Annotated in this window: 17 protein-coding genes and 1 other RNA gene; 6 read left to right on the forward strand and 12 right to left on the reverse strand. The window is 46.8% G+C overall.

Going from position 1 to position 15,120, the window contains the following annotated elements; genetic code table 11:
- Window positions 1-26: 26 nt before the first annotated feature.
- Window positions 27-2,855 carry a TRAP transporter permease gene (locus GUA87_RS18010; protein ID WP_227712116.1) on the forward strand — a complete coding sequence of 943 codons (2,829 nt, stop codon included), beginning with the start codon at window positions 27-29 and terminating at the stop codon, window positions 2,853-2,855.
- An 11-nt stretch (window positions 2,856-2,866) separates the two neighbouring features.
- Window positions 2,867-3,295: a universal stress protein gene (locus GUA87_RS16840; RefSeq protein WP_193717788.1), complete on the forward strand. Its 429-nt coding sequence runs from the start codon at window positions 2,867-2,869 to the stop codon at window positions 3,293-3,295.
- 53 nt (window positions 3,296-3,348) lie between these two features.
- Here GUA87_RS16840 and GUA87_RS16845 read toward each other — a convergent pair whose 3' ends face one another.
- On the reverse strand, window positions 3,349-3,729 hold the full coding sequence (locus tag GUA87_RS16845; RefSeq protein WP_193717789.1) for a c-type cytochrome: 381 nt from the start codon (window positions 3,727-3,729) through the stop codon (window positions 3,349-3,351).
- Window positions 3,730-3,961: 232 nt separating this feature from the next.
- On the opposite strand from GUA87_RS16845, the gene GUA87_RS16850 reads away from it, so the two are divergent.
- On the forward strand, window positions 3,962-5,089 hold the full coding sequence (locus GUA87_RS16850) for a DUF2336 domain-containing protein (protein ID WP_193717790.1): 1,128 nt from the start codon (window positions 3,962-3,964) through the stop codon (window positions 5,087-5,089).
- Window positions 5,090-5,128: 39 nt separating this feature from the next.
- Here the strand turns inward: GUA87_RS16850 and GUA87_RS16855 are convergent, their stop codons facing one another.
- Window positions 5,129-5,809 (reverse strand): lysoplasmalogenase, encoded by a 681-nt coding sequence (locus tag GUA87_RS16855; protein WP_193717791.1) that lies wholly within the window; start codon window positions 5,807-5,809, stop codon window positions 5,129-5,131.
- Complete coding sequence (locus GUA87_RS16860) at window positions 5,802-6,278, reverse strand: thioesterase family protein (RefSeq protein ID WP_193717792.1); 477 nt, start codon at window positions 6,276-6,278, stop codon at window positions 5,802-5,804. Before GUA87_RS16860 ends, GUA87_RS16855 begins: the two co-directional genes overlap by 8 nt.
- 144 nt (window positions 6,279-6,422) lie before the next feature.
- Between GUA87_RS16860 and GUA87_RS16865 the strand changes: the two genes are divergently transcribed.
- Window positions 6,423-7,805, forward strand: coding sequence for an FAD-binding oxidoreductase (locus GUA87_RS16865; RefSeq protein WP_193717793.1), 1,383 nt, complete (start codon window positions 6,423-6,425; stop codon window positions 7,803-7,805).
- Window positions 7,806-7,814: 9 nt separating this feature from the next.
- Here the strand turns inward: GUA87_RS16865 and GUA87_RS16870 are convergent, their stop codons facing one another.
- Window positions 7,815-8,627: a pentapeptide repeat-containing protein gene (locus tag GUA87_RS16870; protein WP_193717794.1), complete on the reverse strand. Its 813-nt coding sequence runs from the start codon at window positions 8,625-8,627 to the stop codon at window positions 7,815-7,817.
- Window positions 8,628-8,782: 155 nt separating this feature from the next.
- Between GUA87_RS16870 and GUA87_RS16875 the strand changes: the two genes are divergently transcribed.
- The gene (locus GUA87_RS16875) at window positions 8,783-9,436 is read left to right on the forward strand and encodes an HAD-IA family hydrolase (protein WP_193717795.1); all 654 of its coding nucleotides are present in this window, start codon (window positions 8,783-8,785) and stop codon (window positions 9,434-9,436) included.
- A gap of 24 nt (window positions 9,437-9,460) precedes the next feature.
- On the forward strand, window positions 9,461-10,399 hold the full coding sequence (locus GUA87_RS16880; protein WP_415774805.1) for an NAD(P)H-dependent flavin oxidoreductase: 939 nt from the start codon (window positions 9,461-9,463) through the stop codon (window positions 10,397-10,399).
- A 27-nt stretch (window positions 10,400-10,426) separates the two neighbouring features.
- Here GUA87_RS16880 and GUA87_RS16885 read toward each other — a convergent pair whose 3' ends face one another.
- The 8 genes from GUA87_RS16885 to ssrA form a co-directional block, all read right to left on the reverse strand.
- Complete coding sequence (locus GUA87_RS16885; RefSeq protein WP_193717797.1) at window positions 10,427-11,290, reverse strand: adenylate/guanylate cyclase domain-containing protein; 864 nt, start codon at window positions 11,288-11,290, stop codon at window positions 10,427-10,429.
- Window positions 11,291-11,299: 9 nt separating this feature from the next.
- Window positions 11,300-11,638 (reverse strand): hypothetical protein, encoded by a 339-nt coding sequence (locus GUA87_RS16890; protein WP_193717798.1) that lies wholly within the window; start codon window positions 11,636-11,638, stop codon window positions 11,300-11,302.
- A gap of 111 nt (window positions 11,639-11,749) precedes the next feature.
- Window positions 11,750-11,917, reverse strand: coding sequence for a hypothetical protein (locus tag GUA87_RS16895; RefSeq protein WP_193717799.1), 168 nt, complete (start codon window positions 11,915-11,917; stop codon window positions 11,750-11,752).
- A gap of 143 nt (window positions 11,918-12,060) precedes the next feature.
- Window positions 12,061-12,246 carry a DUF4169 family protein gene (locus GUA87_RS16900; RefSeq protein WP_193717800.1) on the reverse strand — a complete coding sequence of 62 codons (186 nt, stop codon included), beginning with the start codon at window positions 12,244-12,246 and terminating at the stop codon, window positions 12,061-12,063.
- 72 nt (window positions 12,247-12,318) lie between these two features.
- On the reverse strand, window positions 12,319-12,537 hold the full coding sequence (locus GUA87_RS16905) for a ribbon-helix-helix domain-containing protein (RefSeq protein ID WP_227712117.1): 219 nt from the start codon (window positions 12,535-12,537) through the stop codon (window positions 12,319-12,321).
- 17 nt (window positions 12,538-12,554) lie between these two features.
- On the reverse strand, window positions 12,555-14,162 hold the full coding sequence (locus tag GUA87_RS16910; RefSeq protein WP_193717801.1) for a fumarate hydratase: 1,608 nt from the start codon (window positions 14,160-14,162) through the stop codon (window positions 12,555-12,557).
- Window positions 14,163-14,248: 86 nt separating this feature from the next.
- Complete coding sequence (locus GUA87_RS16915) at window positions 14,249-14,758, reverse strand: SspB family protein (protein ID WP_193717802.1); 510 nt, start codon at window positions 14,756-14,758, stop codon at window positions 14,249-14,251.
- Window positions 14,759-14,816: 58 nt separating this feature from the next.
- Window positions 14,817-15,116, reverse strand: a transfer-messenger RNA (tmRNA) gene (ssrA, locus tag GUA87_RS16920).
- Window positions 15,117-15,120 lie beyond the last annotated feature (4 nt).

A 15,120-nucleotide genomic window follows, 5' to 3' on the forward strand; every position in this document is an offset into this window, starting at 1 on the left:
AGGGACGTTAATCAAGGGGGGTACAAATGACGACGAAAACTGATGGACCGCTGAGTAATGAGGAACTAGAAGATCTCGTTGCTTCGACGGATACCGGTGGCAGGTCACCCGATAACAGAAATATTGCCTTGCTTATGGCTGGTGTGGCGTTGATTTGGTCAATTTGGCAGGTTTGGATCGCCTCACCACTTCCGTATATGATTGGAACCGGTGTATTTTCAGGCCGTGAAGCACGTCCAATTCATCTTGGCTTTGGCATTTTCCTCGCTTTCCTGGCCTATCCCGCTTTTAGTACTTCCCCAAGATACAGAGTTCCTTTTGCTGACTGGATTTTGGTAATTGTTGGTACTTTCTGTGCTCTTTATCTCTTTATTTTCGATAGTTCATTTATGAACAGCCTGCTGGGCACTCGCCTCAGCGATCGTCCGGGTGATCCAAACAGCTTCGATATCATTGTGGCAACTGTCGGCATGATTATGTTGCTGGAAGCGACACGCCGTGCACTAGGTCCACCATTGATGGTGGTGGCTATTGTCTTCTTGATCTACACATTCCTGGGTCCATATGCACCGGGTTTCCTTGCCTGGAAAGGGGCCAGCTTCGGTGCGGTCGCCGATCATCAGTGGCTTTCGTCCGAAGGGGTGTTCGGCATTGCACTTGGCGTCTCCACAAGTCTTGTATTCCTGTTTGTCCTGTTCGGTGCACTGTTGGATAAAGCAGGTGCAGGTAACTACTTCATCAAAGTAGCTTTCTCGTTGATGGGGCATATGCGGGGTGGTCCTGCGAAAGCGGCGGTTGTGGCATCTGGCATGACCGGTTTGATTTCAGGATCTTCCATCGCAAATGTGGTGACAACAGGTACCTTTACTATTCCCATGATGAAGCGCGTTGGCTTCTCATCTGAGAAAAGTGGTGCTGTTGAGGTGGCCTCATCCGTGAACGGACAGATCATGCCACCTGTGATGGGTGCCGCTGCCTTCCTGATGGTTGAATATGTAGATATCAGCTATTTCGAAGTGGTGAAGCATGCCTTTATTCCAGCTGTCATCTCTTACATTGCTCTTGTGTATATCGTGCACTTGGAAGCGATGAAAAACGATATGCAGGGTTTGCCGCGTGCTATTGAGCCTAAACCGTTTAAAACAGCCATGCTCGCGATGGGAATTACAGTTTCATCAATTTTGGTTTTGGCTGGTGGTGCATACTATTTATTCACCTTCTTTGAAGCATTGCAGTCAACAGGTAATCGCCTGCTGGCGATTGTCATTGTAATGGCAATTGAGGCAGGTCTCTATTTCGGTGTCGTGAAGAAGATAAATGACAAGGCAAAGCTCGCTTCCATTATCTCAATGGGTGGTATTGTCTTGTGTAATGTGGTGATCGGCGCATTTGGTGTCTTCTATTTAGTTGGGTTAATCACCGAATTGGCCGGGCCAACACTTGCCCCTTGGGTTATCGGTGCCGTCATTATTGCGGCATATGTAGGACTTGTTTCTATATGTGCCAAGGTTCCTGATCTGGTGATGGACGATCCGAACGCACCGGTTACTGCCCTGCCTGAGCCAAAACCAACCATTTTGGCGGGTCTTCACTTCTTGTTGCCAGTGGGTGTTTTGATCTGGTGCCTGATGATCGAACGACTGTCGCCAGAGCTCTCTGCTTTCTGGGCAGTTGCATTGATGATCTTTATCTTGCTTACTCAACGTCAATTGTTTGCTTTCTTCCGAAAAGAAGGGCAGGCAGGCAAAGTTAAGCAAGGTTTCAACGAGCTGATTGATGGGATGATTTCCGGTGCCCGCAACATGATCGGAATTGCCATTGCGACCGCTGCGGCTGGAATCATTGTGGGGGCCGTGTCACAAACCGGTGTTGGCTTGGTTCTGGCAGAACTGGTTGAGTTCCTGAGCCAGGGACAAATTCTGTTGATGCTGATCTTTACGGCGATCCTCAGCTTGATTTTGGGAATGGGCTTGCCAACTACGGCGAACTATATTGTGGTGTCTTCTTTGTTGGCCCCTGTGATTGTAAGCCTTGGACAGCAAAGCGGATTGATTGTTCCGCTTATTGCGGTCCATCTATTTGTGTTCTATTTCGGCATTATGGCTGACGTGACACCTCCAGTGGGACTTGCCTCATTCGCCGCAGCAGCTGTATCGGGTGGTGATCCCATTCGAACCGGGTTTGTGGCCTTCTTCTATTCCTTGAGAACTGCAATTCTGCCGTTTCTGTTTATCTTCAACACAGACCTTCTTTTGATTGATGTGACACCACTGGAGGGTGTCTTTGTGTTCATTGTGGCGACGGCAGCCATGTTGCTGTTTACAGCGGGAACGCAAGGTTACTTCATGGCCAAATCCAAAATCTGGGAATCTGTGATCTTGGTGTTAATCGCCTTTACTTTGTTCCGTCCGGGTTTCTGGATGGATATGATTGTTGCACCTTACGACAATGAAGCGCCGGTAAAACTTGAAGAAGTTCTGGGTAAGCTAGAAGCGGGTTCTGAACTTCGCCTGATTGTTGAAGGGGAAGATGATGTTGGCGATCCGCTTACCTTCACAGCTATCTTGCCGGTGGAAGCAGGAGCTTCAGGTAAGGAGAAACTGGAAGCCATTGGTCTGGATCTTCTGATTGAAGATGAGGAAGTTATCATTGATAACGCCGCCTTTGACAGTGTCTCGCAAAAAGCAGGGCTGGATTTTGATCAGAAAATCAAAGAGGTGCTTGTACCCGCCAAACAGCCTGCAAAGGAATGGCTCTACATTCCCGCACTTTTCATGCTTGGGCTACTTGTACTTATTCAACGTCGCAGGCAGCGCAATGTTCGTCCTACCACGCAAACTGCTACAGCATCTTAAGGGGGTAAGAGATGTTTAAAGACATACTTTTAACAATAGATCTGGAAACAGAAGACTCTTGGAAAAAGACAGTTCCGGAAGCGGTACAGTATGCCAAGATGTCTGATGCAACCTTGCATGTGATGACTGTTGTCCCAAATTTTGGGATGAGCATTGTTGGTTCCTTCTTCCCAAAAGGGTACGAGAAGGAAGTGCTGGAAAAGGCAAACGAACATCTGCATGTGTTCGTGAAAAAGCATATTCCTGATGATATTCGCATTCAGCATGTTGTTGGACATGGCAATGTTTACGAAGAGATTTTGAGAGTGCAGCAGAAATTGAACTGTGATCTGATTATTCTCGGGGCGCACCGACCTTCTATGCAGGATTATTTGCTCGGACCAAATGCGGCGCGGGTTGTCCGTCATGCAGAATGTTCGGTCCTTGTGGTGAGAGATTAGCAAAATAAAAAAGGCCCGGAAATTTCCGGGCCTTTTTTTGAATGAAACGTTCTTTATTTCAGCGTTTCAAGATAAGCAATAACGTCTGCGCGCTGATTTTCTTTTTTCAGGCCTGCGAAAGACATTTTCGTACCTTTCACAAATTTCTTAGGGCTGGCGAGATACTTGTCCAATGTTTCTGCATCCCAAGTAAGACCGGCTTCCACCATCGCTTTGGAGTATTTGAAGCCTTCAACTTTTGCGGCTTCTCTCCCAACGATGCCGAAAAGATTAGGGCCAACCTTGTTTTTTCCACCTTCTTCAACAGTGTGGCAGGCTTTGCATTTTTTAAAAACCTTTTCGCCTTTCGCGGCATCACCAGCGGCATGTGCGGAAGCGGCAGACAGCGCGATTGCTGCGGCTGTACCCAATACCAACAGTTTTGAGGACTTCATGAAACTCTCCTATACACCTAATCGTGTCTCTAGCTCTGATATAGTATGTTTAATATCGCATACTAAATAAAAATAAAGTGTAAAAACTATGGCAATTTGTCGCATTTGGAAACAGGTTTAGGTGATACCCCTAATTGTTCTGAAATTGCCTGCGCCATATCTCTATTAAGAGTATCTTAAGAGTATTATCTTTAGATATAGGCAATATTATTTATTGGTAATTGGAGCCAGTGTGTCTGAAAACGGTTCACTAAGTCCCGCAGATGTTCAGCGCCTCTTGAGCGATAGATCGCCGGAAGCGCGTGCAGAGACAGTTGGAAAAATCGCAAGTAGCCTGACTGATCGAGAATTCAGTTCAGCAGAGCGAAAAGAAGCCGAAGCCATCTTTCGGGTTTTGGTTTCAGACGCTGAGGTGCTGGTAAGGCAAACACTTTCGGAAACTCTTAAAGAGTTGCCGGATCTGCCAAGTGATATTGCCAAAACACTGGCTTCGGACATTGCCGATGTAGCAACGCCAATGCTCACTTTTTCTGAGGCACTGAGCGATGAAGATCTTATGGAAATTGTCAGCAGCCAGTCTGAGAGCCACCAGGCTGCAATTGCGTCACGGGCTGTTGTCTCGGAAGCTGTGTCTGACAAACTTGCAGAGAGCGGAAGCGAGGAAGTTGTCGCGACATTGATGGGCAACGAAGGTGCGCAGATCTCTGAGAAAACCTTTGAAAAAGTTCTCGATGAGTATGGAGATAGCGAAAAAGTCAACGCGCCAATGGCCACACGTAAATCCTTACCAATTACTGTGGCGGAACGACTTGTCAGCCTTGTCTCTGACAAATTGCAGGAACATCTTGTAACCCACCATGAGATGTCGCCGGAGACTGCCACGGATCTTATCCTTGCCAGCCGTGAGAAATCCATGATTGGGTTGTTGAAGGAAGGTACCAGCAGCGGCGAGCTTGTTCGCTTGATCGACCAACTTCATGAGAACGGCCGCTTGACGTCAACCATTGTTCTTCGTGCTCTGTGCATGGGTGATATTGATTTCTTTGAAACGGCCCTTGCAAGAGGCGCAGATATTAGCGTCGCCAACGTACATATTCTGATCAATGATCAGGGTGGTCAGGGACTCACACAACTCTGTAAGAAATGTAAGATCCCTGAAGGGCTGGTTGAAATGATCAGTGTTGCCTTGGATGTGGTTCGCCAACTTGAATATGATGGAAACCCGGGTGACCGTGCGCGTTTCCGTGACCAGGTCATTTCGCGCGTTCTGACACATTTCCAAGACCGCTTTGATGCTGGGAATGTGGATTACCTGATCTCAAGGATTAGTAAGGGAGATGAAGGCGCATCTGCCGCTTGATCTTCCGGTTACTCAAAGCAAAATATAAAGGGGCCAGCATCAGCTGGCCTTTTTAGTTTGAAGTCCTTTAAGAATGGCAAAGGTAATTAGATATTGCGCAAGCACATATGTTATCCAGATTATCGGCCCCGCCAAGTCATATGGGTGCATGAATTTGTTTACTGCGATATTAGCATCCGAAAAAATAAAGCTAAAGGCGCCGGCGACCACCATAACAGTGGGAAAAGCTGAATAAATGGCGAAGACACCCATTGCGGCGATGACTGTCACATATAGAAATACCGGAATCTTCATAGCGCCAAGTGCGGGCCACAAGATAAATAGCATGCCGCCCGCCAAGACGACCGTTAGCAAACTTAACAGATCTCTTTTTCGGCTATGTTCAGAAAAGAAACCAACAGCCCTGTGGCGGGCAAAAATGCGAATATACAAAAGATGTGCGATGAGGAATGAGCCGAGGCCCTGAACGAACATGTCGCTTGATCTAACCGCAAGGAACGCATCTCCCGCGGAGGATGCCAACAGCGCCAATACCAGAGTTTTTCTGGTTTGCCCTGTTAAACCTCCCAGAGCAACGGCTGCCGCCAGACAAATACAGGCGAGCGATTTCTGAATGATAATAAGGACTGATCCTACTTCAAATGGCACGAGCAGATAGCTCATCGCGGCAATGAGAGAAGTTCCTATTAGAAGGAGCTGCTGTCTATTCAAGCTAGGCATTTACTTTCTTTCTGCGTATCCCGATCTTGGAAGACTGATGGGGAGATGCTGGCAAGTGGGCCATTTCTAATTTGAGTTTCTCTAAATTGTTTTGAATATGCCTTGGCATCGCCGTCGCTCTTGGACCTGAACTGTCAATATGAAGGATCATCTGTTCAGAAGTAGCGGCAAGATATCCTTCCGTTTCATGATACATTTCAAGGAACAGATGAATGCGTTTTTCATCGCAATCCACAACACGAACATAAATCTCAAGTGGATCGCCTTCTTTTACCTCTTGCAGGTAACAGACATGGGTCTCCAAAACATAAACAGTGTTTCCGCTTTCTTTTCGGTAGGGCCTGGTCAGTTCAATATGATCCAGCAGTTCGTCCAAAGATTGATCAAAGATCAACACATAGTAAGCGACATTCAGATGGTTGTTGTGATCAATCCATTCCGGGCGGACATGCGTTGATCTTATTTTCATTAGTTCTGATTTTTCCATGTAAACAGGGTACCCGAAATTTTATGCCTGTAAATGCTTTAGATAAAATCTGCTTCGAAGTATAAAGAACCTCAAACAGGGCAGGGTTTCCCTGAAATTATCAGGTTCAAAAGTAAGAGGTGTGTGATGGCCGTATCGGCAGAAATTCTAGAACAGGTGAAATCAGAACTATCCGAGCTTTTGGGGGACAGATGTTCCACGTCTCAGGCGGTCCGTGATCAGCATGGAAAAGATGAAAGCTGGCATGAAGCATCTGCGCCGGACATCGTTTGTTTTGCGCAAAGCACTGAAGAAGTTTCCCTTATTGTCAAAATCTGTGCAGCGCATAAAGTACCGATTGTACCATTTGGTGCAGGAACATCGCTCGAAGGACATATCAATGCTATCGAAGGTGGGGTGTCTATCGATCTGAACCAGATGAATCAGATTTTGAAAATCCATCCTGAAGACCTGGATTGCGTTGTGCAGCCAGGTGTGCGCCGTAAACAACTTAACGAGTTCCTTCGCGATACCGGATTGTTTTTCCCAATTGATCCGGGTGCGGACGCTTCCATTGGCGGCATGGCTTCAACGAGGGCGTCGGGAACGAATGCGGTCCGTTACGGAACGATGAAAGACAATATCCTGAACCTGACAGTCGTTCTTCCGAACGGTGATGTGATTAAAACTGGTGGCCGCGCAAAGAAAAGCGCCGCGGGCTATGATCTGACACGCCTATACATTGGGGCGGAAGGGACGCTTGGTATCATCACTGAAATTACGCTTCGCCTTTACGGTATTCCAGAAGCAATTGCAGCAGCTACCGTTTCCTTTCCGGATATCGAAAGTGCCGTGCAATCTGTGATTCTGACTATCCAAAGCGGTATTCCGATTGCGCGTATTGAGCTGCTGGATGAAGTGCAAATTGATGCCATTAACAAATATTCCAACATGGATTTACCGGTTCAGCCCTCCTTGTTTCTTGAATTCCATGGAAGTGACATGGGGGTAAAAGAACAATCGGAAATGGTTGGCGATATTTGTAACGAATTTGGTGCCAAAGATTTCAAGTGGACAACCCAAGCGGAAGACCGGACGAAACTTTGGGCAGCGCGCCATGATGCGGCTTATGCTGCGCGTGCTCTACGTACTGATGCTTCTATGTGGGCTACAGATGTTTGTGTGCCGATTTCACGCCTCGCTGATTGTATTATGGAAACCAAAGCCGATTTGGAGGACAGTCCGCTTATAGCACCGCTTGTTGGCCATGTTGGAGATGGTAATTTCCATCTGGCATTTGTTCTGGATAAAGACAATCCGGATGAAATCGCCGAAGCAGAACGCATCAATGGCCGGCTCATTGAACGTGCTTTGTCCATGGGAGGCACCTGTACCGGCGAGCATGGCGTTGGAATAGGAAAGAAGAAGTATCTACCGAAAGAACTTGGCGATGGGGCTGTTGCTGTCATGGCCACCCTGAAACAAGCGCTGGATCCAGATAACATCATGAATCCAGGCAAGATCATTTAACCTGTTTGGTTAGCTGCAATTTGGCAGTGATGGCAATCCTTCCGGAAGGCGGGTTTTGTCATCACCGCACGCCCCGTCTAATTGCTCCGCTTTTAAATTCTTCGCACCACTCATGTCAGCGCCAGACAAATCCGCTTGCCAGAAAATGGCCGATTCCAAGTCAGCTTTTTCAAATGTCGCGCTTACCAGATTTGCTCGATAGAAGTTGGACTGCGCCAGAGTACTGCCATTGAAATTGGCATTTTTCAGTTCAGCGCGTGTGAAGCGAGTGTTTTTGATTTTTGAGTTCGAAAAATCAGTGCCATTTAGAACAGCACGTTTAAAATTTGACTCGTTTAATCGTGCGTCATTAAAAAGACCACCATTGAATCTTGTTCGCTTGAAATTAGTCTGACGCATGTCCGCTTTGGTGAAGACTGTGTTGTCACCAACTGCATTTTCCAGATCGGCCTGACGCATATCAGCTTCAGTGAAATTTGCTTTATGCAGAATGGATTTCTCAAGATCTGTGTTTTTCAAAATTGCATCAACCAAGGATGCATTTTCAAGATTGGCTTTTTCCAGATCCGCGCGCCGTAAGTCCGCTTCATCCAAATTTGTCTTTTTAAGATCGATATTTTTGAGGATCGCTTCGCGAAGGTTTGCGTCTTTCAGATCTGCTCCCATCATATCAGCTGAATGCATTTTGGTGCGTCGCAGGTCACATTCGACACAGGCATTATCCGATTTCAATTTTTTGAGATCGTTTTCGTCATACGCTTGAGCTTGGAAAGTCAGCGTAGTCGCAGCTAAGCCAATAACTGTAACAAATACAGATCTCATGTAATTCCTCCGGTCGGAATAAATTCGGTTTCAACTCTATCTAATTATATTTTGCTTACATTTCAATTGATCGTGAGCGTTTGACTTATTTTTATCATACTGCCACTATCCGAAAAAAATGAAAATCAGGGTGGGGAACTTCCCCAATAAAAATAATGACAAATAAATCAATTAAGGCCGTTCTCTGGGATTTTGGGGGCGTTCTGACAACAAGCCCTTTTGAATCCTTCAATCGATATGAAAAAGAACAGGGGCTTCCAGATAATTTTCTGAGAACTGTAAATTCAACAAACCCGCATGAAAATGCCTGGGCCAAGTTCGAAAGAAGTCAGGTAACAGCAGAAGAGTTTGATGAGCTGTTCTTGAAAGAAAGTACCGCCTTGGGACATCCTGTTAGGGGGCAAGCGGTCATACAACTTCTCGCTGGTGATATTCGAACGCGGGTGGTGAGTGCCCTGACCGAAATATCAAAAGACATGAAATGTGTGTGCTTGACCAATAACGTATCCGCAGGCAAAGGACCTGGAATGAGCCGCTCAGAAGAAGCACAGAAAGCGGTATTGGAGGTCATGCAGTTATTTGATCAGGTTATTGAATCCAGCAAAATTGGAATGCGGAAACCTGATCCGGAAATATACAAATATACGTGTGAGCAAATGGGTATGCAACCAGATGAAATTTTGTATCTGGATGATCTAGGCGTGAACCTGAAACCTGCGGCTCAGATGGGAATGCAGACAATCAAGGTGTTGGGTGAAGATCAATTGCTTGATGATCTGGGCACTGCACTTGGTCGCAAATTCAATTAACAAATCCAATTATAAAAAAGAGTTATTATGAACAGATTTCTTGAACATACAGGTGCTAAATATCCAATTATTCAGGCGCCAATGGGTTGGATCGCTCGCTCTCAACTGGCGTCCGCAGTTTGCAATGCAGGTGGACTTGGCATTATCGAAACATCTTCTGGCGAGACTGAAAACTGTATCGCTGAGATCAAGAAGATGAAGGAAATGACAGATCAACCGTTTGGGATCAATCTGCCACTTCTGTTCCTGCGCGATGAAAATATGATCAAGTTTGTTGCGGAATCCGGGGTGAAATTTGTAACCACATCAGCAGGCAACCCTGAAAAACTGATCCGCATCCTGAAAGAGCATGACATTGTTGTCTATCACGCAGTGCCAACTGTGAAAGCCGCGGTCAAGGCGGTGGAAGCAGGTGTTGATGGCTTGGTCGTTGAAGGTGGTGAAGGCGGCGGGTTTAAAAATCCGGAAGAGGTGTCTCTGCTGGTGCTTCTTCAGGCCATTCGTGAGCAGGTGGATGTGCCAATGGTTGCGGCAGGCGGTACGGTTGACGGACGCGGTATGGCTGCGGCATTTGCGGCAGGCGCTGAGGCTATTCAGATGGGGACCCGTTTTGTTTCGGCGAAGGAAAGTCCTGTCCATGACAACTACAAGCAGTCCATCATCGATGCAGAAGATACAGGAACTCTGGTTCTTAATAAGAAAGCTACACCATGTATCCGCGCTTTGAAAACGGAGCGCACCAAAGAGATCTATGAAGAAGGACTGATGCCAAAAGACATGTTCGCTCGCATTCAAGAGCTTTATTTTGGAGGGGATATGGAGGCAAGCGCAGGACTTGCTGGTCAGTCATCTGCGCTAATCCATGAACAAAAATCTGTCGCTGACATCATAGAGGAAACCGTTACCGGTTTTCACGAGATCTGTAATCGCATGGGGCAGATGGGATCAAGCAAAGGCTTCTAAATTTGGTTTTGCCAAATGAAAGGGGGCCTATTGAGGCCCCTTTTTTTGTTTCAGTTCCTGAAAACGCTTTTCTTCCCAATCATCCGAATGTCGTCTTCCAAAGACCCGCATGGCATCCAGTGCAATGACAACTGACATAGGCATGGCAGGCCAAATGAACCATAAATATCCCGGTGAGGTGAAAATGTTGATGAGGAACAGGAGCAGGATAACACCTCCCATTGGTAGGAGGCGCCGATAGAACCCCGCTTCGCGTTTCACCTGACGGCGCAGCTGGGCTTCTTCATCCTCACCTTCAATTTCTGCCTGTTGATGGTAATGTCGGGTTTTTTGCTTCTTTTTCGAAGGCGCTGCTTTTTTGAATTCTTTGTCACCGGCTAAATTAAGGGCATAGGCGTCAACATCCTCTTGGATGTTTTTCACATGCTGGGCGCCCATATATTCAAACTCAAGAGGCCTTTTGGCTTTAATATGGTCGTAGACAGTTCCAGAAATGCACACGCCACCAACTGGCGCTAAACCTTCCAGACGAGCGGCGATATTGACGCCATCACCGAATATGTCACTTCCTTCGATAATGACATCACCAAGGTTCAGGCCGATGCGAAACTGTGGTGACAGTTCATCCACCTTGTCGTCATTCAGTCGGTTCTGAATGGTCACGGAACAATCAAGCGCTTTTACGACACTCGGAAAGTCAGCGATGATGGCATCCCCCGGCATGTTGATGATGCGGCCGCCGGATATTTCGATTTCTTCTTGGAACAGGGCGCGCGCTTCTTTTAAGGACTGAAGAGTTCTTTCTTCATCCTGTTCCATCATCTTGCTGTAACCTTTCATATCGGCACAGAGAATGGTGGTAAGTTTGCGTTCTGTTGTTTGCCCCATCATTGTTCCCCGTTAGTGATCGGAAACACTCATAAATTTGTCTTCCAAACCGGTGGAAAATTCAAGTCCAGCTTTTGTGATCACCATCTCATTTGGCCAATTGTCTTTAACAAATCCCTTGCGCGCGAGCGCTTTCCAAACTGATGGATTGGTTAATCCACTTGCATCTTTAGCGGAAACCACAAATTCTCCAACATGCATGTGGTTGCCATGGGCGTGTGGAAGAGAGAGAATTTTTCTGCCTCCCTCTGCAGCGTCCGCAATTGAGGTGTTGTCATCGCGCGCGAGTACTTTTAGTAGGACGAGTGTTTTGGATTGCAGTGGATTGAGTTTGATTTTCTTAACAATCATGGTCTTCTACACAAATAGGAAAGGGAGCCGATGCCAAACCGGCTCCCCTGACATTAGCTGCTTTTCAGAGTTTAGAAAAGCGGTTATGGATTGATTAACGCAATCTGCATGTCAATGAGTTAGTGATTCACCGTGCTGTATGTTCTGTTGATAGGTATCAATAACAGCCCTTACATCGTCAATGGTTAGTCCGTCCCGTTCAAGGACGGCATGAAGAATGGGATCATCCAATAATTCTTCGATCGACGGTTCTTCAAAGAATTTTTCTGCTGTACTCACGAGGCTACCCCTTTGCCTGATTTCTGTCGGCTCTGATTTAGGTAATCATTGCGTCAGAATTGTGAATAATTGATGTATATTTAGTGTCCGCTTATAAAGATATGTGTGTGATTTCTAATAAGAGGATTTGCGTATTTTCCTGATCAATTTTCAGGATCATCGAGCTTCTTTCCGGACAACTCTTTCTCCGCTTTCTCCGCTTTGTCCCGTATTTCTTTCTTTTGCATTTTGTTCAGGCCAAAGCGCGTCCTGTTTTCTGAAGCCTGCTTTTCCTGCTCAGATCGGCGCTGCTGTTTTCTGAATTTATTCAGATTGACGACATCCCCCATTGTCCTGTTCCTTTATACCCTGATGCATATGGTTAAAATTGGGAGAATACAGAAAATTTCAAGTTTTGATTGCTAATCTTTAGCTGAGGTAAGTTCTTTTAGGACAAAAAGGCGTATGGCGCTGGAGAGGTTGCCTGTGCGGGTTGCATCAATTTGTGTGATGAGTTGATTAATGCTGAGGCCGCGCGATTGCGCGGCCTTGCAAAACAGATCCCAGAATTCCTTCTCAACAGAAACACTGGTTCTATGGCCTGAAATGCTGACGGAATGTTTGACCATGCCATCTGTCATATCCGTCACCAGACCTTTTATCGTGCGAAGAAATCGTTACCTTTGTCATCCATAACGATAAAGGCAGGGAAGTTTTCGATTTCGATACGCCAGATCGCTTCCATACCAAGTTCTTCGAATTCTTGGACTTCGACTTTCTTGATATTGTTCTGCGCAAGGATCGCAGCCGGACCACCAATGGATCCCAGATAGAAACCACCATGGGTCTTGCAGGCATCGACAACAGCCTTCGAACGGTTGCCTTTGGCAAGCATAATCATGCTGCCGCCATGACTCATGAACTGGTCCACATAACCGTCCATACGCCCTGCTGTTGTTGGTCCAAAGGATCCAGAAGCATACCCTTTAGGGGTTTTCGCGGGACCTGCATAATAAATGATGTGGTCTTTGAAATATTGTGGAAGGTCTTCACCGGCTTCCAGTTTTTCCCGTAATTTACGGTGCGCCAGATCACGCGCCACGATAATTGTACCGGTGAGGCTGAGGCGTGTACGGATTGGGTACTGAGTGAGAGTTGCCAGAATGTCCTTCATTGGCTGGTTGAGATCAATCTCAACCACGTTGTCATCCAGATGCTCTTCTGTGACTTCAGGCAGGTATTTTGCCGGATCTGTTTCAAGCTGTTCAAGAAAAACACCTTCTTTGGTGATTTTACCTTTGATCTGACGGTCTGCAGAACAGGAAACACCGATGCCAATAGGAACGCTTGCGCCGTGACGCGGCATACGGACAACGCGGACGTCATGGCAGAAATATTTACCGCCAAACTGTGCGCCAATACCAATATCCTGCGTCAGTTTGTGAATGGCCTCTTCCATTTCAAGATCACGGAAAGCGCGGCCATGCTCGTTACCTGTCGTTGGAAGCTCGTCATAATATTTAGTAGAGGCAAGTTTCACCGTTTTCATGGTGTCTTCCGCAGATGTGCCGCCAATAACAATAGCGAGGTGATAAGGAGGGCACGCCGCGGTTCCGAGCTCAATGATCTTGTCTTTCAGAAACGGCAGCAGACGATCTTCGGTTAAAACACTTGGAACGGCCTGATGCAGGAAACTTTTATTAGCAGATCCGCCGCCTTTGACGACAAACAGAAACTCATAGGCATTTGTATCTGTAGAATAGATATCAATCTGCGCGGGAAGGTTAGTACCTGTGTTCTTCTCATCAAACATGCTGAGCGGTGCCAGCTGGGAGTAACGCAGGTTGGTTTCTGTGTAAGTTTTAAATACGCCTTTGGAAAGGTGAGCTTTATCTTGCCCCTGTGTCCAAACGTTTTGGCCTTTCTTACCCATAATGATGGCTGTGCCGGTGTCCTGACAGCTTGGAAGTACCATACCAGCTGCGACATTGGCGTTTTTCAATAGCTCCCGTGCAACGAACTTGTCATTTTCAGAAGCCTCATCATCGTCCAGAATTTTGACAAGTTGCTGAAGATGGGCAGGACGTAGCAGGTGTGAGGCGTCTCGCATTGCTTCGGCTGACAGAAGTTCCAATGCTTCAGGCTCAATCTTCAGAACTTCACGGCCATCCACTTCAATCGTAGAGACATATTCATCGGTGAGTTTTCTGTAAGGGGTGTTGTCTTTCCCGAGTGAGAAGACATCCTGATAGTGAAATTCTGGCATTCTTCTAGGTTCCTGTCCCGACTTGATTTGGACGGTTAATATGTGAGGCGAAGGCGAGGAGGGGATATCTCACCGCACATGCCTGTTTACTTGTTGCGAAATGCGTCTAGGGCAATAACTTCACCCTGTTTGTTCTCGTCATCCGATTTGGTAGCTTCTTCGGAGGGTTCCTCTGTCGGTTGATCCAGAGGTGCATCTTCTTCTTCCAAGGCCGCGTCCATTTCAAGATCTTCCTCAGAGACATTAAACTGCAAACCAAACTGAACCGAAGGATCAGCAAATGCAGTGACCGCCTCAAACGGAATGACCAGAGTTTCGCGTTGATGGTTGAAGCTCAGACCGATGCTGAATTTCTCCTGATCGACGGTAAGGTCCCAGTATTGATGTTGCATGACAATTGTCATTTCATCTTTGTAGCGTTCCCGCAGGTGATTAGGGATCGCAACGCCGGGAAAATGTGTTTTGAAGGTGATATAGAAATGCTGTTGTCCGACAAGACCTGTTTCGGCCACATGGCTCAAGGTTTTGCGCACCACATCCATCAGCGCCTGTTCAACAAGAATGTTGTAGTTAAAATCGCCGTCAGTCACTTTCATACTCTCCCGCCCGCCGTATGATCTCAGGCCTTATGACAAGCATTTTCTCGTCTTTAAGTGAGGAGGCTTCTGTTGCCAGGTGCCTCCCCGAACCCCGTGTAGCTGATTAAGCAGCTACGGCAAATGCTTCATTATCGTTAGCATTTATAAATTTGACCCCGGTAACGGTGGTATCATGCCGGGCAAAAATTACGTCTTTACTGCGCGCGTCGAACCTATTTCGCCCCCAAAAGAAAGTTTGGTGGAGGCGCCGGGTACCGCCCCCGGGTCCGCAACGTTTATTCCACGAAACGTTTATTGCCATAGTTGGTTACCCAACGGCCTCAATATAGACATTTGAAAGCGGTTTTAAAAGGGGCTAA

Source organism: Sneathiella sp. P13V-1 (genome assembly GCF_015143595.1).
GTDB lineage: Bacteria > Pseudomonadota > Alphaproteobacteria > Sneathiellales > Sneathiellaceae > Sneathiella.

What these genes read in the sequence shown, in the direction of transcription:
- GUA87_RS18010 (WP_227712116.1), top strand. Translation starts at nt 27, where the DNA reads ATGACGACGAAAACTGATGGACCGCTGAGTAATGAGGAACTAGAAGAT.
- GUA87_RS16840 (WP_193717788.1), top strand. Translation starts at nt 2,867, where the DNA reads ATGTTTAAAGACATACTTTTAACAATAGATCTGGAAACAGAAGACTCT.
- GUA87_RS16845 (WP_193717789.1), bottom strand. Translation starts at nt 3,729, where the DNA reads ATGAAGTCCTCAAAACTGTTGGTATTGGGTACAGCCGCAGCAATCGCG.
- GUA87_RS16855 (WP_193717791.1), bottom strand. Translation starts at nt 5,809, where the DNA reads ATGCCTAGCTTGAATAGACAGCAGCTCCTTCTAATAGGAACTTCTCTC.
- GUA87_RS16860 (WP_193717792.1), bottom strand. Translation starts at nt 6,278, where the DNA reads ATGAAAATAAGATCAACGCATGTCCGCCCGGAATGGATTGATCACAAC.
- GUA87_RS16865 (WP_193717793.1), top strand. Translation starts at nt 6,423, where the DNA reads ATGGCCGTATCGGCAGAAATTCTAGAACAGGTGAAATCAGAACTATCC.
- GUA87_RS16870 (WP_193717794.1), bottom strand. Translation starts at nt 8,627, where the DNA reads ATGAGATCTGTATTTGTTACAGTTATTGGCTTAGCTGCGACTACGCTG.
- GUA87_RS16875 (WP_193717795.1), top strand. Translation starts at nt 8,783, where the DNA reads ATGACAAATAAATCAATTAAGGCCGTTCTCTGGGATTTTGGGGGCGTT.
- GUA87_RS16885 (WP_193717797.1), bottom strand. Translation starts at nt 11,290, where the DNA reads ATGATGGGGCAAACAACAGAACGCAAACTTACCACCATTCTCTGTGCC.
- GUA87_RS16890 (WP_193717798.1), bottom strand. Translation starts at nt 11,638, where the DNA reads ATGATTGTTAAGAAAATCAAACTCAATCCACTGCAATCCAAAACACTC.
- GUA87_RS16900 (WP_193717800.1), bottom strand. Translation starts at nt 12,246, where the DNA reads ATGGGGGATGTCGTCAATCTGAATAAATTCAGAAAACAGCAGCGCCGA.
- GUA87_RS16905 (WP_227712117.1), bottom strand. Translation starts at nt 12,537, where the DNA reads ATGACAGATGGCATGGTCAAACATTCCGTCAGCATTTCAGGCCATAGA.
- GUA87_RS16910 (WP_193717801.1), bottom strand. Translation starts at nt 14,162, where the DNA reads ATGCCAGAATTTCACTATCAGGATGTCTTCTCACTCGGGAAAGACAAC.
- GUA87_RS16915 (WP_193717802.1), bottom strand. Translation starts at nt 14,758, where the DNA reads ATGAAAGTGACTGACGGCGATTTTAACTACAACATTCTTGTTGAACAG.